We start from the raw sequence: 20,430 nt of genomic DNA on the forward strand, positions 1-20,430 counted from the left end.
GCACGGGCCGGCGGCGGGGCGGCTCAGGCGGCGGACTCCAGGCAGAGGTTCCACCGGCCCGGGGTGCCGGTCAGGGTGATCGTCGACAGGGGCCGGACCTCCACGTGCCAGTACATCGAGGGGTGGGCCCGCAGGGCGTAGACGAAGGCGGCCCGGACCACGGCCGGTTCCGCCACGGCGACGATCGCGCCGCCGACGTCCGCGGGCCGGGTGTCCAGCCAGCCCCCTATGCGGGAGATGAAGGCGAGCAGCGGCTCACCGCCGTGCGGGGCGCTGCGGGGGTCGGTCAGCCAGGTGTCGACCGCGTCCGGCTCGCGGGCGGTGACCTCCGCGAGGGTCCAGCCCCGCCAGCGGCCCATGTCGCAGTCGCGCAGGGCGGGCTGGGCGAGCGGCGCGAAGCCGAGGGCGTCGCCGGTCGCCCGGCTGCGTGTGGTCGGCGAGCAGTAGCGCAGCTCGGCGGCGCTCAGCGGCACGAGGGCGTGCGCGGCGAGCTGGACCTCGTGCCAGCCTGACTGGTCCAGCGGCCGGTCGTCGTCGAACCGCTCGGTGAGCAGCGTGGAGCTGCGCGCCGCGGCGACCAGGGTGACCCGGACACTCATGGCGTGATGGTGCTGGCCGCGAGGCCGCTGGTCAAGGGGTCGGGAGCGTCCGTCGCGGCCGCGCCCGGCCGCCCGTTCAGCGCGGTGGGGCGCCGTGGGCCGCCTCCAGACGGTGCATGCCCTCCGCGATCTCGGCGGCCCCGGAGACTCCGGCGAAGCTCAACCGGACGTGCCCGGCGGGGGGTTCGGCGCTGAAGTAGGGGCGCCCGGGGGCGATCGCCACACCCGCCCGCAGGGCTGCCCCGACGAGGGTGCCTTCGTCGGTCCCCTCGGGCAGCCGCAGCCAGAGGTGGAAGCCGCCGGAGGGGACGTGCGGCAGGTCGAGGCCGGGCAGCCGCAGCCGGAGCGCCGCGGTCATCACGTCGCGCCGGGCCTTCAGCTCGGCGGAGACCGTGCGCAGGTGGCGGCTCCAGGCCGGTCCTCCGACGAGTTCCAGGGCGGCCTCCTGGAGCGGCCGGGGGACGAAGAAGGTGTCGACGACGTGGATGGCGCGCAGCCGCTCCAGGACGGGGCCGCGGGCGGCCAGCATGCCGACGCGCAGACTGGGCGAGGTGACCTTGGTCAGGGAGCTGACGTGGACGACCACGCCGTCGGGGTCGTCGGCGGCCAGGGGCTCGGGCAGGGGCCCCGCGTCCTCGTGGGCGAGGCGCCGGGCGAAGTCGTCCTCGACCACGAAGGCGCCCGCCGCGCGGGCGATGCGCAGGACCTCGCGGCGGCGGGCGGGCGCGAGCACCGCCCCGGTGGGGTTCTGGAAGAGCGGCTGGCAGACGACGACCCGGGCGCCGGTGGCGCGGAAGGCCGCGTCGAGGAGTTCGGGGCGGAGCCCGTCGGCGTCCACCGGGACCGGGACCGGCCGCAGTCCGGCCGCGCGGGCGATGGCCAGCATGCCGGGGTAGGTCGGCGATTCGACGAGTACGGGGGCGCCGGGCGGGGCGAGCGCGCGCAGCGCCGCGGCGAGCGCCACCTGCCCCCCGGAGGTGACGAGGACGTCGGCCGGGCCGACGCCGCCCCCGACGGCGCGGGCGAACCACTCGCGCAGTTCCGGCAGCCCGTCCACCGGCGGCCGGGCCCAGGCGCCCGGGCGCCGCCCGGCCCGGCCGAGGGCCGCCGCCATGGCGCGTTCGGGCTGGAGCGCGGAGTGGAGGTAGCCGCCGTTGAACTCGACCACCCCGGGAGGGGGCGCGGCCAGGGTGACCAGCACACCGGAGGCGTCGACGGCGCGGGGCACCACCTCGGTGGCGGAGTCGGCGCTCAGGGCGACCTCCTGCCAGGAGGTGTCCCCCAGCGGTGGGGCGGAGGCGGGCTCGGCCCGGAAGGCGCCGGCCCCGGGCCGGGTGACCACCAGTCCCTCGGCGGCCAGGCGGGCCAGGGCCCGCGAGACGGTCACCGGGGAGACGCGATGGCGCTCGACCAGCGCCCTGCTGGACGGCAGCTTCTCACCAGGTGAGTAGCGGTGAAGGTCAGCTTTCAGGGTGTTCGCGAGCTCGACCACGCTGCTACTCTCGTTCATGACAGCACAGAATAGCGCTATTGCTTCTCCCGGGATAGCGGTCGGCGGCGGTACCGCGCTCGCGGGCCTGGGCGTCCTCCTCTTCTCCCTGACCTTTCCCGCCACCGTCTGGGGCCTGGACGGCTTCGGCCCCTGGTCCCTGGTCCTCCTCCGCGGCGTCCTGGCCGCGCTGCTGGCGGGCGGCTTCCTGCTGGCCCTGCGGGTGCCGGTCCCCGAGCGGCGGCACTGGGGCGGCCTCGCGGTCGTGGGCGCCGGGGTCGTGATCGGCTTCCCGCTGCTCACCACGCTGGCCCTGCAGACCTCCACCTCCTCCCATGCGGCGGTCGTGGTCGGGCTGCTCCCCCTGACCACCAGTGTGATCGCCGTGCTGAGGACCCGGCGGCGCCCCTCGCGCGCCTTCTGGGCCGCCGCGGTCGCCGGCGCCGCCGCCGTGATCGCCTTCACCGTGCAGCAGAGCGGGGGCGCCCTGCACACGGGCGACGTGTACCTGTTCGCCGCACTGCTGGTCTGCGCGGCCGGGTACACCGAGGGCGGCCGCCTGGCGTCGCTGATGCCCGGCTGGCAGGTCATCGGCTGGGCGCTCGTGCTCTGCCTGCCCCTGTCCGCCGTCGGCGCGGCCGCCGCCCTGGCCGTGGAGCCGGTCGCGCTCACGGCCCAGGGGGTGGCGGGGCTGCTCTGGGTCGCCGCGGTCTCCCAGTTCCTGGGCCTGTACGTCTGGTACCGGGGGATGGCGGGCATCGGGATCGCCCGCGCCAGCCAGCTCCAGCTGGCGCAGCCCCTGCTCACGCTCGTCTGGTCGGTGGCGTTGCTGGGCGAGGAGCTCTCCGCGGCGGCCCCGCTGACGGCGGGTGCCGTCCTGGTGTGCATCGTCGTGACCCAGCGCGCCCGCGCCTGACCGTCCCGACCCCGCGCGGAGGCGCCTGCCCGTCCCGGCCCCGCGCGGAGGCGCGCGGCTGCGGCCCGGCCGGGGCGCGCCGCCACGGCCGGGTGCCCGCCCGGTGTGTCCGCAGGCCAGGGGCCCGGAACTCGGCCGGGGATGCGCCCTCCACCCCCGGCCGTAGACTCGAAACGACCCGCCGTTTTCCGACCCCCCGCTTCGAGGAGGGCACCTTCGATGCAAGCGAACGTGGGCGACACGCTGCTGGTGCACGGCAGGATCGTGGGACAGCACGACAAGGTCGCCGAAGTCCTCGAGGTGCTCGGGCAGGAGGGGAACCCTCCCTTCCGCGTCCGCTTCGACGACGGCCACGAGGCCGTGCTGTCGCCGGGCCCCGACTGCACCGTCCAGCACCACGAACACGCCTGAACCTCCGCGCGGGGCCCCCGGCAGGGGCCCCGCGCCCTGTGGCAGGGCGCCGCCGGGAGCGGTGCCCTGCCCGTTCAGCGCCCGCCGCGCGCCCGCGCGGAGTAGTGGTCCGCGACCACCCGGGACATCGCCCCGATCGGGTCCTCGCCGACCTCCCTGGCGGAGAAGAAGCAGTGGCCGCCCACCTCCGGGTGGCGCGCCGCGAAGTCCAGGTGCCGCGACAGCTCCGCCGGGTCCTGCCAGGCCGCCGGCTGCCCGGCGGCGCCGGCCTTGTACAGCGCCTCCCCGATGTACAGGTCGACCCCCGTGCCCGACACCGTCTCCGCCCACCAGGGCACCAGCACCTCGTAGTCGGCCGGGGCGAAGCCCCGGTGCCAGTAGAGCTGCGGCACCACGTAGTCGATCCAGCCGTTGCGGACCCAGGCGCGGGTGTCGGCGTAGAGGTCGTCGTAGGTCTGCACCCCGGCCGCCGTCCGGGAGCCGAGCGGATCGGTCGACGCGTTGCGCCAGACGCCGAAGGGACTGATCCCGAAGCGGACGCCGCCGCGTACCGCGCGCAGCCGCTCCGCCATGCCGCGCACCAGCAGGTCGGTGTTGGCGCGCCGCCAGTGCGCGCGGTCCGGGTGCCCCCGGCCGTGCAGGGCCCAGGCCTCGTCGTCGTCGAAGCGCTGGCCGGCCACGGGGTAGGGGTAGAAGTAGTCGTCGAAGTGGACCGCGTCGACCTCGTAGCGGTGCACGGCGTCCATCATCGCCAGCTGCACGAACTCCCGGACCTCGGGCAGGCCCGGGTTGTAGTAGAGCTTCCCGCCGTAGGGCACCACCCACTGCGGGTTGAGGCGCGCCGGGTGGCCGGGAGCGAGGCGCGAGAGGTCGGTGTGCACCGCCACCCGGTAGGGGTTGAACCAGGCGTGCAGCTCCAGGCCCCGCGCGTGCGCCTCCGCCACCGCCGTGCCGAGCGGGTCCCAGCCCGGGTCGCGCCCCTGGGTCCCGGTCAGGAAGCGGCTCCACGGCTCGTAGGGCGAGGGCCACAGGGCGTCGGCGCACGGCCTGACCTGGAGGACGACCGCGTTCAGCCGCCGCTCCGCGGCCGTGTCCAGGTGGGCGAGGAGTTCGGCCCGCTGGCGGGCTGCGGGCAGACCGGGCGCCGAGGGGTAGTCGCGGCCGGTGACGGTGGCCAGCCACATGCCCCGGAACTCCCGGCCCGCACCGCGCCCGCGCCGCCGGTGGCCGTGCCCCTGACCGTCTCCGCGGCCGTGCCCGGGCCCGCCGGGCCGGGCGGCCGCGTCGCCCGCCGCCGCCAGGGCCGCGAGCGCGCCCACCGCCGCCACGAAGCCCCGTCTTCCGATGTGTGCCATCCGTCCGCCTCCGCCGTCCGCAGGGTGTCCCGTGCCAGGTTCCCCGCGCTCCCCGAGAAGCATGCCCGCCCCTGGCGGCCGGTGGTCCACACATCCGGAGTAACGTCAGGGGGTCGGCGGGCGCCGGAACCGTACGGGGGACCCGCCGGACGACGGACCATCGAAAGGCATGAGGTGACGGAGTCAATGGCTGACATCGCACGCGTCGGAGTGGTGGGCTGCGGCCAGATGGGCGCAGGCATCGCTGAGGTGTGCGCCCGCAGCGGCCTCGAGGTGAAGGTGGCCGAGACCACCGGTGAGGCGCTGGAGATCGGCCGTACCCGGCTGTACGGCTCCCTCTCCAAGGCGGCGGAGCGCGGCAAGATCACCGAGGAGGAGCGGGACGCCACGCTGGCGCGGCTGTCCTTCACCACCGACCTCGGCGAGTTCGCCGACCGCGACCTGGTGATCGAGGCCGTGGTGGAGAACGAGCAGGTGAAGACGGAGATCTTCCAGATCCTCGACCAGGTGGTCACCCGTCCCGACGCCATCCTCGCCTCCAACACCTCCTCCATCCCCCTGGTGAAGCTGGCCGTCGCGACCTCGCGGCCGGACCAGGTGATCGGCATCCACTTCTTCAACCCGGCCCCGGTGCAGCGGCTGGTGGAGCTGATCCCCGCGCTCACCACGTCCGAGGAGACCGTCAAGCGTGCCGAGGCCGTGGTGCAGCAGGTGCTGGACAAGCACCCGATCCGCGCCCAGGACCGCTCCGGGTTCGTGGTGAACGCGCTGCTCATCCCCTACCTGCTGTCGGCGATCCGGATGTTCGAGTCGGGGATCGCGAGCCGTGAGGACATCGACAACGGCATGGAGATGGGCTGCGCCCACCCCATGGGCCCGCTGAAGCTGTCGGACCTGATCGGGCTGGACACCGTGGCCTCGGTGGCGGACTCGATGTACGCCGAGTTCAAGGAGCCCCTGTACGCCGCCCCGCCGCTGCTGCAGCGCATGGTCGACGCCGGGCGACTCGGCCGCAAGAGCGGCTCGGGCTTCTACGTCTACTCCTGAGCCCGCCGGCCTCCGCGCTCGCGGGCGTCACGCCGCCCTCGGGGCGCCGCCGCCGCGCGGCGCCCCGGCGGGTCAGCCCAGCACGAGGTGGTGCAGCAGCAGGAGCCCGGCGGCGCTGTTCGCCGCCGGGACCTCGCCGCGTGCGACCAGCTCGGGCACGGCCTTGAGGGGCACCCAGTCCCTGCGGGAGGACTCGAAGGCGTCCTCGGGGCAGCCGATCAGGGCGGCCTCCTGGGTCCAGTAGAGGTGGTGCCGGGCGTCGCTGAGGCCGTTGGACGGCTCGACGGTCAGCAGGTGCCGCAGCGGACCGGGGCGCCAGCCGGTCTCCTCCTCCATCTCCCTCGCCGCCGCCGCGGCCGCGTCCTCGCCGTCCTCCACGACGCCGGCCGGGAGCTCCCAGCCCCAGCTGCCGGTGATGAAGCGGTGCCGCCACAGCAGCAGCACCTCGTCGGCCGTGTTGACCGCCGCCGCCACGGCGACGGCGCGCTGCCGTATGACGTAGTGGTCGAGGTGCCGCCCGTCGGGGAGCACGACGTCGGCGAGGTTCACCCCGAACCAGGGGTTCCTGTACACAGTGCGTTCGCTTGCTTTCGTCCACTGCACGGTTCTGCCACCTTCCTGGAAGTCGGTGACAACATGGCAGCAGGGTGGGCGTCAGAGCGGAACGCGCAATGTGGCCGCGATGGAATCGGCGGCGGCCGCGGCGGCGGCCGACCCGCTCGCGGCCAGCTGCCCCCGCACCGCCGTGAGCCGGTCCCGTAGCCGCCGGGACTCCATCCCGCGCGCCTGCTCCACCATCGCGGCGGCGGTCTCCGCGGCGCGGTCCGCCTCGCCCCTGAGGAGCTCGATCTGGGTGAGCACGGCGAGCCGGTGCACCCGCCCGCGGTCGTGCGCCGGGGTGCGCACGGCGGCTGCCGCGTGCTCCCGGGCGGGCTCCAGCTCGCCCAGGCGGAGCAGGGCCTCGGCCACCTGCACGTCCACCAGTCCGGGCTGGACGTAGCCCGTCTCGTCCGGCTCCCGGCCCGGCCGGATCCGTCCCGCCTCCACCTCCGCCCGCCGGATGCACCGCGCCGCCTCGGCCGCGTCACCGAGGTGGGCGTACGCCTTGGCCTGCATCGCGTGGAGGTCGGCCGCCAGTGCGGGGGTGATCAGCCGGCCCGCCGAGCGCAGCGCGGCCTCCGCGAAGGCCACCGCCTGGCGGTACTCCGCCGTGAACAGCGCCTGGTTGACCAGGAGGGCCACCACATAGGCCCCCAGCCCCCGGTCCCCGCTCGCCTTGGCCAGCCGCAGGGCCTGGTGGAAGTAGCGCTGGGCCGGGCCCTGGGCGTCGGAGTCGTAGGCGCAGATCCCGGCCACGGCCACCAGCCCGCCGGCCGCACGGTGCAGGGCGCGCCCCAGGGCGTCGTCATAGGAGCCGCGCAGCAGCGGGGCGGTCTCCGCGTGGAGGAAGCCCACGACCCGGGCGCGGGTGGCGATGCCCCCGGCCCGCCGGTACATCGACTCGTAGTGCGCCCGGGCGGACCGGAGCAGCTCCACGTCGGCCGGGCCGACCCGCCGGGGCCCGTCGCCGGAGACGTCCGCGTCCTCCGGCGGGTTCTCCCATTCCCACACGGGCAGCACCGCGGGCGTGCCCGTCACCGCGGGGACCTCGTCGGTGCGCGCCCGGTGCTGCGCGTCCGAGCGCCACACCGCGCTCGCCCGCTCGACGAAGCCGGACAGGCGGGCGTCGCCGCCCGGTCCGGTTCCACCGGTCGGGCCCAGGCCCACGTCCGCGAGGGCGACGGGGCGCCCGAGCCGTGCGGCGAGCACCTCGCAGATCAGGTCCGGCACCTGGCCGCGCGGCCGCTGCCCCTTCAACCACCGGGCCACGGCGGTGTGTTCGTAGCGCAGGGCCAGACCCCGCGCGCTGCCCGCCCCGTTGACGCGGGCGGCCAGACCGGCGTGCGAGAAGCCCGCTTCGGCGAGCAGGGCGTCGAGCAGGACGTTGGGCTGCATGGCCCCCTCCGGATCCCTCGGTCCGACTCAGCCTAGGGGGAGGACGATTCGCACGGGGTGTGAAACACCTGCCGGTTTCCGGCACTTGCGCACCCTCCCGCCGCGCGCGGGGCGGCGGTTGACTGGGTGTCCTCGCAAGAGGCAGCCGGGCCGCCCGCTCCCCCTCGTACAGCGGCGGCCCTCCCCGCGCCGCCCGACCGCCGATCGGCCCGACACCCGGCGGCGGGCGGGGCGGCGCCGGCTGCGGGACCCGGGCGGTCCCCACCGGGGACGGGCACCCCTCCCTGCCCGCCCCCGCCGGAGGGGGAGCGCCCCGGCACGGCCTCGCCGGGGCGCTCCCCCTCCGCATCCCCTCCGGTCGCGGGGCGGGGGGTGGCACGCCTCCGGAGCGCGACCGCGCGGTGCCCCCGGGGGGCGTCCGGACATGCCGGAGGGGGCGCGCCCGCGTACGGACCCGCCCCCTCCACCGGTCTCCCGGGTCAGGCGCCGCGCAGCGACGCCCCCGTGCGCTCGGCCGCCAGGGCCACGGCCGCGTCACGGGCCGCCGACGCCTCGTCGACGGTCAGCGTGCGGTCCGCGGCGCGGAAGCGCAGCGCGTAGGCGAGGGACTTGCGGCCCTCGCCGATCTGCTCGCCGGTGAAGACGTCGAACAGCCGGAGGGACTCCAGCAGGGGGCCCGCGCCCTCGCGCAGCGCCGCCTCGACGTCCGCCGCCGGGACCTCGTCCGCGACGACGAGCGCCACGTCCTGGGTGGCCACCGGGAAGGCCGAGATGCCCGGCGCGCGCACGGCACCGGCCGAGGCCGACTCCAGCAGGTCCAGGTCCAGCTCCATCGCGCAGGTGCGCTCCGGCAGGTGGAGGGCCTTGACCACGCGCGGGTGCAGCTCCCCGGCGTGCCCGACGAGGACCTCCTCCCCGCCCTTCACCGCGTACAGGGCGGCGCAGCGGCCGGGGTGCCAGGGCGCGTGCCGGTCGGCGCGCACCACCAGCTCCGCGCCCGCCTCGCGGGCGAGCAGACGCCCCGCCTCGACCGCGTCGGCCCAGTCGGCCGGGCGGCCCGCGCCCCACCAGCCGTCCTGCTCGCGGGCGCCGGCCAGGACCACGGCGGCCCGTCGCGGCTGGTGCGGCAGGGCGGCGTCCAGCTCGGCGATCTCCGCCGCGCTGGGACGGCGGTCCACCGAGGGCAGGGGCGCGCGGCGCTCCTCACCGGTCGGGCGGAAGACCAGGCCGGTCTCGAAGAGGGCCAGGTCGTGGCTGCCCCGGCCGTCGTTGCGCCGCAGTGCCCCGAGCAGGCCCGGCAGCAGCGTGGTGCGCAGCGCCGGCTCCTCGTCGGAGAGCGGGTTGACCAGGGTGACCACCCGGCGCCGGGCGTCGTCCGCCTCCAGGCCGAGCCGGTCGAGGACCTCCTCGCCCAGGAAGGGGTAGTTCGGCGCCTCGACGTAGCCAGCGCCCGCGAGGGCGCGGCCGACCCGGCGGTGGAGGCGCTGGCGGGCGGTGAGCCCGCGGCCCGGCGGCGGGGTGGGCAGCGTGGAGGGCAGGTTCTCGTAGCCCTCCAGCCGGATGACCTCCTCCGCGAGGTCGTTCGGCGTGGCGAGGTCGGGGCGCCACGAGGGCACGGCCACCGTGAGCTCGTCCTGCCCGTGGACGTCGCAGCCGACCTCCTGGAGGCGGCGGACGACGGTCGCGCGGCCGTAGCCGAGGCCGGCGACGCGGTCCGGATGGTCGGCCGACATCGCGATCGTGCGGGGCGCGGTGGGCGCGGTGACCTGGGTGACGCCGCCCTCGGCCGTGCCGCCGGCGAGGAGCACCAGCAGGTCGACCGTGCGCTGGGCCGCGGCGGCCGCGGCCTCCGGGTCGACGCCCCGCTCGAAGCGCCTGGACGCCTCGGAGGAGAGCCGGTGGCGGCGCGCGGCGCGGGCGATGGCGACCGGGTCGAAGTGCGCGGCCTCGATGACGACCTCGGTGGTGGCACCGGCGGTGTCCTCGTGGTCGGCGATCTCGGTGTCGGCGCCGCCCATCACGCCCGCGAGCCCGATCGGGCCGCGGTCGTCGGTGATGACCAGGTCCTCGGCGTCGAGGACGCGGGTGGTGCCGTCGAGGGTGGTGAGCTTCTCGCCCTGCTCGGCGCGGCGGACCCCGATCGTCCCCTGCACGAGGGAGCGGTCGTAGGCGTGCAGCGGCTGGCCGAGCTCCAGCATCACGTAGTTGGTGACGTCCACGGCGAGCGAGATCGGGCGCATGCCCGCCTTCTGCAGGCGACGCCTGAGCCAGATCGGCGAGCGCGCCTCCGGCTCCAGGCCCACCACCGTGCGGGCGGTGAAGCGGTCGCAGCCGGCGGGGTCGGCGACCGCGACCGGGTGGCCGTAGGCGTTGGGCGCGGGCACGTCGAGCAGGGCCGGGTCGCGCAGCGGCAGCCCGTAGGCGGTGGCGGTCTCGCGGGCGACACCGCGCATCGACAGGCAGTAGCCGCGGTCCGGGGTGACGGCGATGTCGAGGACCTCGTCGACGAGCTCCAGCAGCTCGATCGCGTCGGTGCCGACCTCGGTCTCGGGCGGCAGCACGATGATGCCGCCCGTGCCGTCGTCGCCCATGCCGAGCTCGTCGCCGGAGCAGATCATGCCGTGGGACGTCCTGCCGTAGGTCTTGCGCGCGGAGATGGCGAAGTCTCCGGGCAGCACGGCACCGGGCAGGACCACGACGACCTTGTCGCCGACGGCGAAGTTCCGGGCGCCGCAGACGATCTCCTGCGGCTCGCCGGTGCCGTTGGCCGCGCCGACGTCGACGGTGCAGAAGCGGATGGGCTTCTTGAAGCCCTCCAGTTCCTCGATGGTGAGCACCCGGCCCACGACAAGGGGGCCCTTGAGCCCGGAGCCGAGCTGCTCGACGGTCTCGACCTCGAGGCCGGCGGAGATCAGTCTGGCCTGGACGTCGCGGCCGGTCTCCGTCGCCGGCAGGTCGACGTACTCCCGCAGCCAGGAAAGCGGGACCCGCATCAGATCTCCATCCCGAAGGGCCGGGTGAACCGGACGTCACCCTCGACCATGTCTCGCATGTCTTCGACGTTGTGGCGGAACATCAGCATCCGTTCGATGCCGAAGCCGAAGGCGAACCCGCTGTAGCGCTCGGGGTCCACCCCGCAGGCGACGAGCACCTTGGGGTTGACCATCCCGCAGCCGCCCAGTTCGATCCAGCCCTCGCTGGAACACGTGCGGCAGGGGCGGTCCGGGTTGCCGACGGACTCGCCGCGGCACACGTAGCAGACCATGTCCATCTCTGCGGACGGCTCGGTGAAGGGGAAGAAGTTCGGCCGCAGCCGGGTCTTCATGCCCTCGCCGAACAGGGCCTGGACCATGTGGTCCAGGGTCCCCTTGAGGTCCGCCATCGTCAGCCCCTCGTCGACCGCGAGGAGCTCGACCTGGTGGAAGACCGGGGTGTGCGTGGCGTCCAGCTCGTCGGTGCGGTAGACGCGGCCCGGGCACACGACGTAGACGGGCGGTTCGCGGTCCAGCAGCGAGCGCGCCTGCACCGGGGAGGTGTGGGTGCGCAGCACGACGCCGGAGTCGGCGCCGCCCCGGGCGTCCTTCACGAAGAAGGTGTCGTGCTCGCCGCGGGCCGGGTGGTCGGGGCCGATGTTGAGGGCGTCGAAGTTGAACCACTCGGCCTCGGCCTGGGGGCCCTCGGCCACCTCGTAGCCCATGGCCGTGAAGATGTCCTCGATCCGCTCCATCAGCGTGGTGAGCGGGTGACGGGCCCCGGCCGGTACGCGCTCGTACGGCAGGGTGACGTCGACGGCCTCCTCCACCAGCACACGGGCGTCGCGCTCGGCCTCCAGCTCGGCCTGGCGGGCGGCCAGCGCCTTGCTGACGGCGCCGCGGGCCTGGCCGACGCGCTTGCCGGCCTCGGCCTTGGCGTGCGGCGGGAGGGCGCCGATCTCGCGGTTGGCGAGCGAGAGCGGCGAGGTGCCACCGGCGTGGGCGGTCTTGGCGTGGGCGAGCGCGTCGAGCGAGTCGGCGGCGGCGAAGGCGGCGAGCGCCTCGTCGCGCATGCGCTCGATCTCTTCCGGTTTCAGTGCCTCGACCTCGACAGGGTCGTACGACTTGTTGGGTGCGGACATCTCTTCCCGTACTTCCGAATGGGTGGCTGGGGACCCCGCACGTCGACCGGGGACGACCGAGGACGCAAAGGTGCCGAAGGCCGAGTCTAACGGGGTGGGGAGCTGCGGCTGAGCCCGCGGGCCGCCCGGCGCCTACTGGTGGAGGTGGGCCGGGGTGCCGACGGGCAGGGTAAATCGGAACTGGGCGCCGCCGCGGGGGGCGCGGCCCACGGTGATCGTCCCGCCGTGCGCCTCGACGATGCCCTTGACGATGTACAGGCCCAGGCCGGTGCCGCCGCGCTTGCTGCCCCGCCAGAAGCGGGTGAAGACGCGGCTCATCGACTCCTCGGGGATGCCGGGGCCCTCGTCGCTCACGGTGACTGCCGTGCCCTTCTCGTCGTCGTCCGCCGCTGCCGGCGCCACCTCGATGGTGACGGTTCCCTCGCCGTGGCGCACCGCGTTTTCCAGCAGGTTGCCGAGGACCTGGTCCACCTTGTCCGGGTCGGCCCACAGCCCGGGCAGGCCGGGCCTGATGCGCAGCGCGAACCGGTCGGGGGCCTGGCCCCCGGCGAGGTGCGCCTGCACATGGCGCTCCACGGCGGCGGGCAGGTCGACGATCTGCCGCCGCACCTCCAGGCGGCCCGAGTCGATGCGGGAGATGTCGAGGAGTTCGGCGATCAGGCGGGAGATGCGGCCCGCGTCGGCGTCGACGGTCTCCAGCATCAGGCGCTTCTGGTCGTCGGTGAACCGCTCCCACTTGGCGAGGAGGGTGGCGGTGAAGCCCTTGACGGAGGTCAGCGGGGAGCGCAGCTCGTGGGCGACGGTGGCGATCAGCTCGGCGTGGCTGCGCTCGGTGCGGCGGCGGGCCTCGGTGCCGCGGAGGCTGACCACCAGCCGGCGGAGCGGGCCGGTGGGGGTGTCGCGGACGTAGCGGGCGGAGACCAGGACCTCCCGGCCGCCGGGGAGCAGCAGGTTGCGCTCCGGCTGGGCGACGCGGGTGGCGAGGCCGCCGTAGGGGTCGGTGAGGGCCCACCAGCGGCGGCCCTTGAGGTCCTCCAGGGGGAGGGCGTGCTCCAGGGCCGCCCCGAGGGCCCGGGCCTTGGGCACGGCGGTGATCCGGACGGCCGCCTCGTTGAAGCAGACGACGCGCCCGGCCTCGTCGGCGACGACGAGCCCGTCGGGCAGGTCGTCGGGGTCGAGGCCGTACGCGGACGCCCCGGTGCGGACGGCGTCGCGGCACAGCACGGCGTCCGGCGTCGGACTGGGCCTGCTGGTCCCCACGGTCATGCCCCGTACCCCGCCTCTCCGCTGCCGAGTGGGCCCGAGTCCGTCACCCTACTAGCTGAAAGTGACCCGGCGGACCCCCTGAGCGAGTGGTCCCCCGAACGGTCCCGCGCCGCCGGTGTACCGCGGCGGCGCGTCGCGCGTCCCGGGGCCGCCCGTCGGGCCGGGTCCTACGCCCTGCGTCCGGCACGCTGGGCGCGCGCCGAGGCGTAGAGACATACGGCCGCGGCGGTGGCCAGGTTCAGCGATTCCGCCTTTCCGTGGATCGGGACGCGGACGACGGCGTCGGCCAGCGCCCGGGTCTCCTCGGGCAGGCCCCATGCCTCGTTGCCGAAGATCCAGGCGGTGGGGCCCGCCATGGTCCCGGCGTCGAGCTCGTCGTCGAGGTCGTCCTCGCCCGCGCCGTCGGCGGCGACCACCCGTACGCCCGCGGCCTTGAGGCCGGCGACGGCCTGCTCCACGGGGACGCCCACGGCGACCGGCAGGTGGAAGTGCGAACCGACCGAGGCACGCACGGACTTGGGGTTGTAGAGGTCGACGGAGGCGTCGGTGAGGACGACCGCGTCGGCGCCCGCGGCGTCGGCGCAGCGCAGCACGGTGCCCGCGTTCCCGGGGTCGCGTACGTGGGCCAGCACGGCGACGAGCGCGGGGCGGGCGGCGAGGATGGACTCGAAGGGCGAGTCGAGGAAGCGGCAGACGCCGACGAGACCCTGGGGGGTGACGGTCTGGGACACCTCGGCGAGCACCGTGTCGGCGGCGAGGTGGACGCGGGCGCCCTCGGCGCGCGCGGCGGCCACGATGTCGGCGTGGCGCTCGGCGGCCTCCGCGGTGGTGAAGAGCTCCACGAGGGTGGGCTCCCCGGTGGGGCCGCGGTGGGCGACGGCCTCGCGGACGGCCTGCGGCCCCTCGGCGATGAACAGCCGCTCCTTGGTGCGGAAGTTCCGCTTGGCGAGGCGCCGGGCGGCGGTGACGCGCGGGGACCGCGGGGAGATCGGCTCGGGAGTGGGCATGTGCGCCTGTGGCTCTCTGACTCGGTCGGCCGGGCGGGCGGCTGCCGGGGGCCCGGTGCGCCGTCCGGGCGGACGGGCGCTGCGCGGGGGGCGCGGGGCCGGCGCCGGGGGCCGTCGGCCGGGGCGGGCGGCGGGTGGCGGCGGTGAAACGCGGCGGACCCGCAGGCCGTCGGGGCCTGCGGGTCCGGTCGGCTCGACGAGCGTCAGGCGGCCTTGGGGGCGTTGACGTCGCTCGGGAGGGCCTTCTGGGCGACCTCGACCAGGGCGGCGAACGCGTTGGCGTCGTTGACCGCGAGCTCGGCCAGGATCTTGCGGTCCACCTCGATGTTGGCGGCCTTCAGACCCTGGATGAAGCGGTTGTAGGTGATGCCGTTGGCGCGGGCAGCGGCGTTGATGCGCTGGATCCACAGCTGACGGAAGTCGCCCTTGCGCTTCTTGCGGTCGTTGTAGTTGTAGACCAGGGAGTGGGTGACCTGCTCCTTGGCCTTGCGGTACAGGCGCGAACGCTGACCGCGGTAGCCGCTGGCCTGCTCGAGGATCGCCCGGCGCTTCTTGTGGGCGTTGACTGCCCGCTTGACGCGTGCCACTTGTTAACTCCTTGTAGCGGGGCCGTGGTCGGTTGTCACACGGCCCGGAAACGAATGGGTCCCGGTCCCGGCGTCCCGTCCCCCGGTGCGGGGGACGGAGGACGTCACTTGCCGAGAAGCTTCTTGATCTTCGCGGCGTCGCCCGGGGCCATCTCGGCGTTGCCGGTCAGGCGGCGCGTCAGACGGGACGACTTGTGCTCGAGCAGGTGGCGCTTGCCGGCGCGCTCGCGGAGCACCTTGCCGGAGCCGGTGATCTTGAAGCGCTTCTTGGCACCGCTGTGCGTCTTGTTCTTCGGCATCGCGCCGTTATCTCCTCATCAGTGGCGCTCCCCCGGTGCGTGCACCGGACGGCGGGAGCGTCAGATCGTCTATGGGGTTCCGGGGCGGAACCGCGGGGCCGCCGGGGGCGACCCCCTCGGGTCACGCCTCGGAGCTGGTGTCGTCCGGGGCGTCGGTGCTCTGGTCCTGCGAGCCCTGACGCTCCGCCTTGCGTGCGGCCTGGGCCTCACGCGCCTCGGCCATGGCCTCGGTCTTCTTCTTGTGGGGGCCCAGAACCATGATCATGTTCCGGCCGTCCTGCTTCGGGTTCGACTCGATGAAGCCGAGGTCCTCGACGTCTGCCGCGAGACGCTGGAGCAGACGGAAGCCGAGTTCGGGGCGGGACTGCTCACGACCACGGAACATGATCGTGATCTTGACCTTGTCGCCCTGCTTGAGGAACCGGACGACGTGACCCTTCTTGGTGTCGTAGTCGTGCGGATCGATCTTGGGCCGGAGCTTCATCTCCTTGATGACCGTGTGCGCCTGGTTCTTGCGCGCCTCACGGGCCTTCATGGCCGACTCGTACTTGAACTTCCCGTAGTCCATGAGCTTGCACACGGGCGGGCGGGCGTTCGCCGCGACCTCGACGAGGTCGAGGTCGTACTCCTGCGCAAGCTCCAGGGCCTTGGCAAGCGGAACAATCCCGACCTGCTCGCCGCTGGGACCGACAAGTCGCACCTCGGGAACGCGAATCCGGTCGTTGATGCGGGGCTCGGCGCTGATGGATCCTCCTCAGTAGCACCACACGACAGCCTGGCAGACAGCCGCGTACGTCTGTTTCGTCAGACCAACCGCGCCGGAACACGAAAAATGCCCCGGACGGGACACAGGCGAATGCTCCGTCGGTACCGGAACACCGCCGCGGTCGCCGCGGGGCGTGCATCGGGCGGCGATCCATCGTCCGTACGGAACGATGGGCACCACCTGACCGGTGACCCGCCGCCCGGAGGGCGGCCAGGTGGGAGATCGGAGCCTCCACTTGTGGGCCGGACATGCAGATGTCCAGCCGGTCGTCACCCCAGGCTAGCAGCTCCCCGGGGAAGCTCCCAACCGGCGGCCGGGGGCGGCCGCCGGACCGCGGGGCCATATCGTGGCCCCATGAGCGACGCGACCTCCCCCAACGAATCCGCCGGATCCCCCGGGTCCCCCGACTTCGAGGCCATGGCCCGCGACATCGCGGAGGTCCCGGCCGTCGAGGTGATCGTCACGGTGGCGGTCAACCTGATGAGCGCCGCCGCGGTGAAGCTGGGCCTGACCGACGACGCCGAGGACCACAAGGACCTCGACGAGGCCCGCAAGCTGGTGCACGCGCTGGCCGGACTGCTGGACGCCAGCACCACGGAGATCAGCTCCTTCCACGCGGCCCCGCTGCGGGACGGGCTGAAGTCCCTGCAGCTGGCCTTCCGCGAGGCCTCGATCGTGCCGGACGAGCCGGGCCAGGGACCGGGCGAGAAGTACACCGGCCCGGTCTACGGCTGAGGTCCGTCCGCGGCGCGGCCGGGGCGGCGCCCCGGCCGCGTCACGGGCGTGCGAACAGCGCGGTGCCCGGCGCGGGCGTCCCCGGCGGCAGCAGGGCCAGGTCCAGGCCGCGCACCAGCCGGGCCCGCAGCACCTCGTGGGCGGCCAGCGCCCCGGCCACCCGGCGGCCTGCCTCCTCGGGCGCCGCGCCGTCGGCCAGCACGAGGGCGAGGGTGCCGTCCGCCTCCCGCGCGGGCACCAGATGGGCCCGCACCACGTCGGGCTCGGCCGCAAGGACCTCGCGCACGGCCCCGGTGACGGCCGGGTCGGCCAGCGGGTCGGTGCTGGTGCGCCCCTCCGCGAGTGCCAGCAGTGCGGGCCCGGTGAGCTGGTAGGCCACCGGGCCCGCCAGGTCGAGGAGGAGCGTGTCGGCCTTCTCGTGGGCGGCGGCGGCCAGAGCCTGGTGCAGCGGCACCGCCACGGGGCGCGCGGACGGGTCCCAGCGGGCCAGGGAGGCGAGCGAGGTGAACGCGGGCAGGGCGCGGCGGCCCTGGGCCGTCAGCGTCGGCACCGCCATGTCGCTGGTCTTCTCGCGGCGCAGCCCCTTGTCGTCCACCTCGACCTCGCCGAGCACGGCGACGACCGGGACCAGGAGCCGGGCGCCGCGGAGCGCGGCCAGCAGCCGCGGTTCGGCCGCCGGGTCCTCGGCCCAGGCGGCCAGCGCCGCCTCCAGGGCCGGATCGGCGGTGCCGTCGTCGTCGGGGAAACCGGGGTCCGGGATGTTCTTCAGCGCCACGCCACGAGCCTATCCCCCGGCCCCGGGCGTCCCGCACGCGCCCGCCCGGCCCGACGCCACCGGTGGGACGGGCGCCTCAGCCCGTCCGGCCGCTCCGCCAGAGCACCACGGCCGCGGCGAGCACGAGCACCCCGAGGGCGCCGGCGGCCGGGGCCAGCAGACGGCCCGGGTGGGCGTCCTCGCCCTCGGGGTCGGGGCCCGGGCCGAAGTACCGCTCGCGGTAGCCGGAGGGGGCGGCGGCGTTCCGGTCCCCGGGGCGGAGCGCGGCACCGGCCTCCAGGGCCGCGGCCGGGTCCACGAGGCCGTAGCCGTGGGCGTCGTCGCGTCCGCCCTCGGGGGCGTTGCGGGCGGTGTCCCTCAGCAGCGTCTTCACCTGCGCCGGGCTGAGGTCCGGGTACGCGGAGCGGACCAGGGCCGCGGCGCCGGACACGAAGGCGGCGGCGGCGCTGGTCCCCCATCCCTCGTAGTACTTGCCGTCCGGGTCGGCGATCACCACGTCCACCCCCGGTGCGCTGACGGTGGCGTACCAGCGGCGCGTGGAGAAGGGGGCACGGGTGCCGAAGCGGTCGACCGCGGTGACGGCGATGACCCCCGGATAGGCGGCCGGGTAGGAGACGCGGTCGCCCTTCTCCCCTCCGTTGCCCGCGGAGGCCACGACGACGGCCCCCTTGGCGAGCGCGTACTGCACGGCGGCGTCCTCGGCGGCCTCGGGGTGCGCGGACTCGCTGTCGTCGCCGAGGGAGAGGTTGATGATGTCCGCCCCCTGGTCGGCGGCCCACCGTATGCCCTCGGCGAGGGCGCTGCCGCGCGAGCTGCGGGCCCGGTCGCGGGCGTCGTCGGCGCCCTCAAGGATCACCCGCACGGGGAGGATCCTCGCCTCGGGGGCGATCCCCATGACACCGGAGGCCCCGTCGGGTCCGTGCCCGTGGGCCGCGATGATCCCGGCCATGGCGGTGCCGTGCCGTGCCCAGGCCCGGTCGCCCCGCTCGGCGCCGAAGCCGACGAAGTCCCTGCCCGGCAGTACGGAGCCGGCCAGGTCGGGGTGCTCGTCGTCGACACCGGTGTCCAGGACGGCCACGGTGACGCCCTCGCCGCGGGTGGTCTGCCAGGCGCGCTCGGTGTGCAGGGCCTCCAGGCTCCACTGCTGGGCGCGGACGGTGTCGGCGTGGGCGGGGGGCGCGGCCGGGAGCAGGGCGAAGGCGGCGGCCGCGAGCACCGCCGTGAGGCGCCGGGTGCGGGGGGCGGGAGTCATCCGTCCTTCTCCGTGGCCGGGGCGGTGGTGGCGGTGCGCAGCCGGCCGCCGATGCGTTCGGCGATGCCCTGGGCGTCGTGGCCGAGTCCGGCCTGGGCGGCGGTGCTGGTCGCACCGGCCTCGGTGGCCTCGGTCGCGGGCCGGGGGTCCTCGACCGTCCGTCCGTCGGCGAAGCCCGAGACGGCGAAGACGACGACGGGGGCGTCGGTCTCGATCCGGACCGTCCAGCTGGCGCGCTGCCCGCTTCCGAAGCCCTCGGCGACGGTGCCCTCGGCGGGCAGCGTGCGGGGCATCAGGTCGCGCCGCTTGCCGAGCCCCTCGGTGGTGAAGCGGTTGTGGAGCGCGAGCATGGCCTCGCCGTCCGCCTCGGTGAAGACCATGCCGACGGTCGTCACGCTGCTCGCGGTGGCGTCGCTGTAGGTGGCGCGGACCACCCGCTCGCAGCCGACCGGCCGCAGCGCGGTGGCGAGCAGCGGGTCGAGCGCGGCGGCGCAGTCGGTGTCGGGGGCGACGGCGATGCGGTTCCAGACCCGGTCGGCCCCGCCCGGGCCCGCGTCGTCGCCCTTGAGGGTGGGCGGGAAGAGCGTGTCCACCGGCCGGTTGTGCCACAGCTCGCGCACCCCGGCGTAGGCGTCCCGGCGGGCGGCCTCCGGTCCGGACTCGCCGGTCAGCCAGGTGCCGGCGGCCGCGCCGCCGAGCAGGCCGAGCCCGAGGACGACGCAGGCGACGGCGGCGGCCGTGCGGCCGGGGCGCCGGGAGGGCACGGGCCGCAGCCGGGTGGTCTGCTCCGCCGGGGTCTCGGGGGGAGGCCAGGCGTAGGTGGGCGGACGGGGGGCGCCGGGCCAGGGGGCCGGGTCCGCGGCCCCGGCGGGCCGGGGGGCCGGCTGGGGGTGCCCGGCGGGCGGGGCCCAGGGGGCGGGCGGGGGGTCCGCGGGCCGGGGCGCCGGAACGGGGGCGTGTCCCGGGGCCGGCGCGGCGGCGGGCGGGGCCCAGGGGGCCGGCGGGGCGGTGGCCGCGGCGGGCGGCGTGGTGCGCCGGGGCGGGGCGGCGGGCGGGGGCGGCGGGGACGCGGGCGCCGGGCCGGGGGGTCGCGGGCCGCACGGGGCGGCGGGGGCGGCCGGGCGCGAGGCCCCTGGGGCGGCCGGGCGCGGGGCCTCGGCGGGCCCGGCGGGGCGCGGGGCCTCGGCGGCGGAGGTCGGCGCTGCGGGCGCGGGCGGCACGCGCGTGGCGCCCGGGGAGGGCGCGGAGGACACGGGCACGGGCGCGGATGGGGGCGGCGCCGGGCGCGCGGCCCCGGAGGCGCCCGGGCCCCCGCGCGGGGCGTCGGCGGGCCCGGCGGGCTCCCGGGAGGGGGCGGGGAGCGCCGCCGCAGCGGTGCGGCTCTGTGCCGGGAGAGGACGCGGCACCGCGGTGCGGCGGCGCAGCGGAGTGGTGGGGGCGGAGCGGACGTCCCCCGCGCCCCCGGCAGGAGGCGGCGCGGACGGGCGGGGCGGGAGCGGCGCGGCGTCGGTTGCGGGGGCCGGGGGCTGCTCGCCCGAAGGGCGCTGCGCCTCCGTGCTCATGCCGCCCCCGTAGTCCTTCGCGTGCTCCCCGCCGCCGGACGACCGGTCGGCGCAGGCCCGTTCGCCAGCTCGTGCGGGTCACTCTAACGGGCTGCACCAGGGCGGTCGTCCATCCGGCCTGGTCCGGGCCGATCTGCCCCGAACGTCCCCACCCCGCATCCCCCGGGGCCCGTCCCGCACTCCCCCGCCGGGGCGCGAGGGGCGCGGTCCGGTGCACCGCGCGGCGTGGACCGCCGCCGTACCGGGCGCGTGCGG

Annotated in this window: 19 protein-coding genes; 4 read left to right on the forward strand and 15 right to left on the reverse strand. The window is 75.9% G+C overall.

What is annotated here, in order from left to right:
* Positions 1–23: 23 nt before the first annotated feature.
* The gene (locus tag ACGF15_RS09540) at positions 24–599 is read right to left on the reverse strand and encodes a histidine phosphatase family protein (protein WP_345616419.1); all 576 of its coding nucleotides are present in this window, start codon (positions 597–599) and stop codon (positions 24–26) included.
* Positions 600–675: 76 nt separating this feature from the next.
* Positions 676–2,109 carry a PLP-dependent aminotransferase family protein gene (locus ACGF15_RS09545; RefSeq protein WP_345616418.1) on the reverse strand — a complete coding sequence of 478 codons (1,434 nt, stop codon included), beginning with the start codon at positions 2,107–2,109 and terminating at the stop codon, positions 676–678.
* On the opposite strand from ACGF15_RS09545, the gene ACGF15_RS09550 reads away from it, so the two are divergent.
* Positions 2,108–3,004 carry a DMT family transporter gene (locus tag ACGF15_RS09550; RefSeq protein WP_345616417.1) on the forward strand — a complete coding sequence of 299 codons (897 nt, stop codon included), beginning with the start codon at positions 2,108–2,110 and terminating at the stop codon, positions 3,002–3,004. The two genes, ACGF15_RS09545 and ACGF15_RS09550, sit on opposite strands and share 2 nt — an antisense overlap.
* A gap of 219 nt (positions 3,005–3,223) precedes the next feature.
* A complete protein-coding gene (locus ACGF15_RS09555; RefSeq protein ID WP_256524483.1) occupies positions 3,224–3,415 on the forward strand; it encodes a DUF1918 domain-containing protein in 192 nt (63 codons plus the stop codon).
* A 74-nt stretch (positions 3,416–3,489) separates the two neighbouring features.
* Here the strand turns inward: ACGF15_RS09555 and ACGF15_RS09560 are convergent, their stop codons facing one another.
* The gene (locus ACGF15_RS09560; protein WP_345616416.1) at positions 3,490–4,770 is read right to left on the reverse strand and encodes a family 10 glycosylhydrolase; all 1,281 of its coding nucleotides are present in this window, start codon (positions 4,768–4,770) and stop codon (positions 3,490–3,492) included.
* Positions 4,771–4,956: 186 nt separating this feature from the next.
* Between ACGF15_RS09560 and ACGF15_RS09565 the strand changes: the two genes are divergently transcribed.
* Entirely contained in the window at positions 4,957–5,817 is an 861-nt protein-coding gene (locus ACGF15_RS09565; RefSeq protein WP_345616415.1) for a 3-hydroxybutyryl-CoA dehydrogenase, read from the forward strand.
* A gap of 72 nt (positions 5,818–5,889) precedes the next feature.
* On the opposite strand, the gene ACGF15_RS09570 is transcribed toward ACGF15_RS09565, so the two are convergent.
* From ACGF15_RS09570 to infC, 9 genes are all read right to left on the reverse strand, one after another.
* The gene (locus tag ACGF15_RS09570) at positions 5,890–6,420 is read right to left on the reverse strand and encodes an NUDIX domain-containing protein (protein ID WP_362612736.1); all 531 of its coding nucleotides are present in this window, start codon (positions 6,418–6,420) and stop codon (positions 5,890–5,892) included.
* Between the two features lie 51 nt (positions 6,421–6,471).
* Positions 6,472–7,812 carry a transcriptional regulator gene (locus ACGF15_RS09575; RefSeq protein ID WP_392797523.1) on the reverse strand — a complete coding sequence of 447 codons (1,341 nt, stop codon included), beginning with the start codon at positions 7,810–7,812 and terminating at the stop codon, positions 6,472–6,474.
* Positions 7,813–8,291: 479 nt separating this feature from the next.
* The gene (gene pheT / locus ACGF15_RS09580; protein WP_392797525.1) at positions 8,292–10,805 is read right to left on the reverse strand and encodes a phenylalanine--tRNA ligase subunit beta; all 2,514 of its coding nucleotides are present in this window, start codon (positions 10,803–10,805) and stop codon (positions 8,292–8,294) included.
* A complete protein-coding gene (gene pheS, locus ACGF15_RS09585) occupies positions 10,805–11,926 on the reverse strand; it encodes a phenylalanine--tRNA ligase subunit alpha (RefSeq protein WP_345616411.1) in 1,122 nt (373 codons plus the stop codon). Before pheS ends, pheT begins: the two co-directional genes overlap by 1 nt.
* Positions 11,927–12,058: 132 nt before the next feature.
* Entirely contained in the window at positions 12,059–13,192 is a 1,134-nt protein-coding gene (locus ACGF15_RS09590; protein ID WP_345616410.1) for an ATP-binding protein, read from the reverse strand.
* A gap of 167 nt (positions 13,193–13,359) precedes the next feature.
* On the reverse strand, positions 13,360–14,199 hold the full coding sequence (locus tag ACGF15_RS09595; RefSeq protein ID WP_256524475.1) for an RNA methyltransferase: 840 nt from the start codon (positions 14,197–14,199) through the stop codon (positions 13,360–13,362).
* Between the two features lie 203 nt (positions 14,200–14,402).
* A complete protein-coding gene (gene rplT, locus ACGF15_RS09600; RefSeq protein ID WP_016642495.1) occupies positions 14,403–14,786 on the reverse strand; it encodes a 50S ribosomal protein L20 in 384 nt (127 codons plus the stop codon).
* A gap of 104 nt (positions 14,787–14,890) precedes the next feature.
* Positions 14,891–15,085, reverse strand: a complete 195-nt coding sequence (gene rpmI / locus ACGF15_RS09605; RefSeq protein ID WP_018848956.1) for a 50S ribosomal protein L35 — start codon at positions 15,083–15,085, stop codon at positions 14,891–14,893.
* 121 nt (positions 15,086–15,206) lie between these two features.
* Positions 15,207–15,830 carry a translation initiation factor IF-3 gene (gene infC / locus ACGF15_RS09610; RefSeq protein ID WP_256524569.1) on the reverse strand — a complete coding sequence of 208 codons (624 nt, stop codon included), beginning with the start codon at positions 15,828–15,830 and terminating at the stop codon, positions 15,207–15,209.
* Between the two features lie 375 nt (positions 15,831–16,205).
* Here infC and ACGF15_RS09615 point away from each other — a divergent pair, with 375 nt between their 5' ends.
* Positions 16,206–16,586, forward strand: a complete 381-nt coding sequence (locus ACGF15_RS09615; protein ID WP_345616408.1) for a DUF1844 domain-containing protein — start codon at positions 16,206–16,208, stop codon at positions 16,584–16,586.
* A gap of 40 nt (positions 16,587–16,626) precedes the next feature.
* Here the strand turns inward: ACGF15_RS09615 and ACGF15_RS09620 are convergent, their stop codons facing one another.
* The 3 genes from ACGF15_RS09620 to ACGF15_RS09630 all read right to left on the reverse strand — a co-directional run bounded on the left by ACGF15_RS09620 (position 16,627) and on the right by ACGF15_RS09630 (position 19,377).
* On the reverse strand, positions 16,627–17,361 hold the full coding sequence (locus ACGF15_RS09620; protein ID WP_345616407.1) for an SseB family protein: 735 nt from the start codon (positions 17,359–17,361) through the stop codon (positions 16,627–16,629).
* Positions 17,362–17,437: 76 nt separating this feature from the next.
* Positions 17,438–18,613, reverse strand: coding sequence for a type VII secretion-associated serine protease mycosin (gene mycP, locus ACGF15_RS09625; RefSeq protein ID WP_392797530.1), 1,176 nt, complete (start codon positions 18,611–18,613; stop codon positions 17,438–17,440).
* Entirely contained in the window at positions 18,610–19,377 is a 768-nt protein-coding gene (locus ACGF15_RS09630) for a hypothetical protein (protein WP_362612748.1), read from the reverse strand. The genes mycP and ACGF15_RS09630 overlap by 4 nt, the downstream gene beginning before the upstream one ends.
* Between the last annotated feature and the right edge of the window lie 1,053 nt (positions 19,378–20,430).

Source organism: Streptomyces sp. NPDC048001, from assembly GCF_043203115.1.
Lineage (GTDB): Bacteria > Actinomycetota > Actinomycetes > Streptomycetales > Streptomycetaceae > Streptomyces > Streptomyces sanyensis.

What these genes read in the sequence shown, in the direction of transcription:
- ACGF15_RS09565 (WP_345616415.1), top strand. Translation starts at nt 4,957, where the DNA reads ATGGCTGACATCGCACGCGTCGGAGTGGTGGGCTGCGGCCAGATGGGC.
- ACGF15_RS09595 (WP_256524475.1), bottom strand. Translation starts at nt 14,199, where the DNA reads ATGCCCACTCCCGAGCCGATCTCCCCGCGGTCCCCGCGCGTCACCGCC.
- ACGF15_RS09540 (WP_345616419.1), bottom strand. Translation starts at nt 599, where the DNA reads ATGAGTGTCCGGGTCACCCTGGTCGCCGCGGCGCGCAGCTCCACGCTG.
- pheS (WP_345616411.1), bottom strand. Translation starts at nt 11,926, where the DNA reads ATGTCCGCACCCAACAAGTCGTACGACCCTGTCGAGGTCGAGGCACTG.
- ACGF15_RS09550 (WP_345616417.1), top strand. Translation starts at nt 2,108, where the DNA reads ATGACAGCACAGAATAGCGCTATTGCTTCTCCCGGGATAGCGGTCGGC.
- ACGF15_RS09545 (WP_345616418.1), bottom strand. Translation starts at nt 2,109, where the DNA reads ATGAACGAGAGTAGCAGCGTGGTCGAGCTCGCGAACACCCTGAAAGCT.
- ACGF15_RS09575 (WP_392797523.1), bottom strand. Translation starts at nt 7,812, where the DNA reads ATGCAGCCCAACGTCCTGCTCGACGCCCTGCTCGCCGAAGCGGGCTTC.
- ACGF15_RS09615 (WP_345616408.1), top strand. Translation starts at nt 16,206, where the DNA reads ATGAGCGACGCGACCTCCCCCAACGAATCCGCCGGATCCCCCGGGTCC.
- ACGF15_RS09590 (WP_345616410.1), bottom strand. Translation starts at nt 13,192, where the DNA reads ATGACCGTGGGGACCAGCAGGCCCAGTCCGACGCCGGACGCCGTGCTG.
- rpmI (WP_018848956.1), bottom strand. Translation starts at nt 15,085, where the DNA reads ATGCCGAAGAACAAGACGCACAGCGGTGCCAAGAAGCGCTTCAAGATC.
- pheT (WP_392797525.1), bottom strand. Translation starts at nt 10,805, where the DNA reads ATGCGGGTCCCGCTTTCCTGGCTGCGGGAGTACGTCGACCTGCCGGCG.
- ACGF15_RS09560 (WP_345616416.1), bottom strand. Translation starts at nt 4,770, where the DNA reads ATGGCACACATCGGAAGACGGGGCTTCGTGGCGGCGGTGGGCGCGCTC.
- ACGF15_RS09555 (WP_256524483.1), top strand. Translation starts at nt 3,224, where the DNA reads ATGCAAGCGAACGTGGGCGACACGCTGCTGGTGCACGGCAGGATCGTG.
- mycP (WP_392797530.1), bottom strand. Translation starts at nt 18,613, where the DNA reads ATGACTCCCGCCCCCCGCACCCGGCGCCTCACGGCGGTGCTCGCGGCC.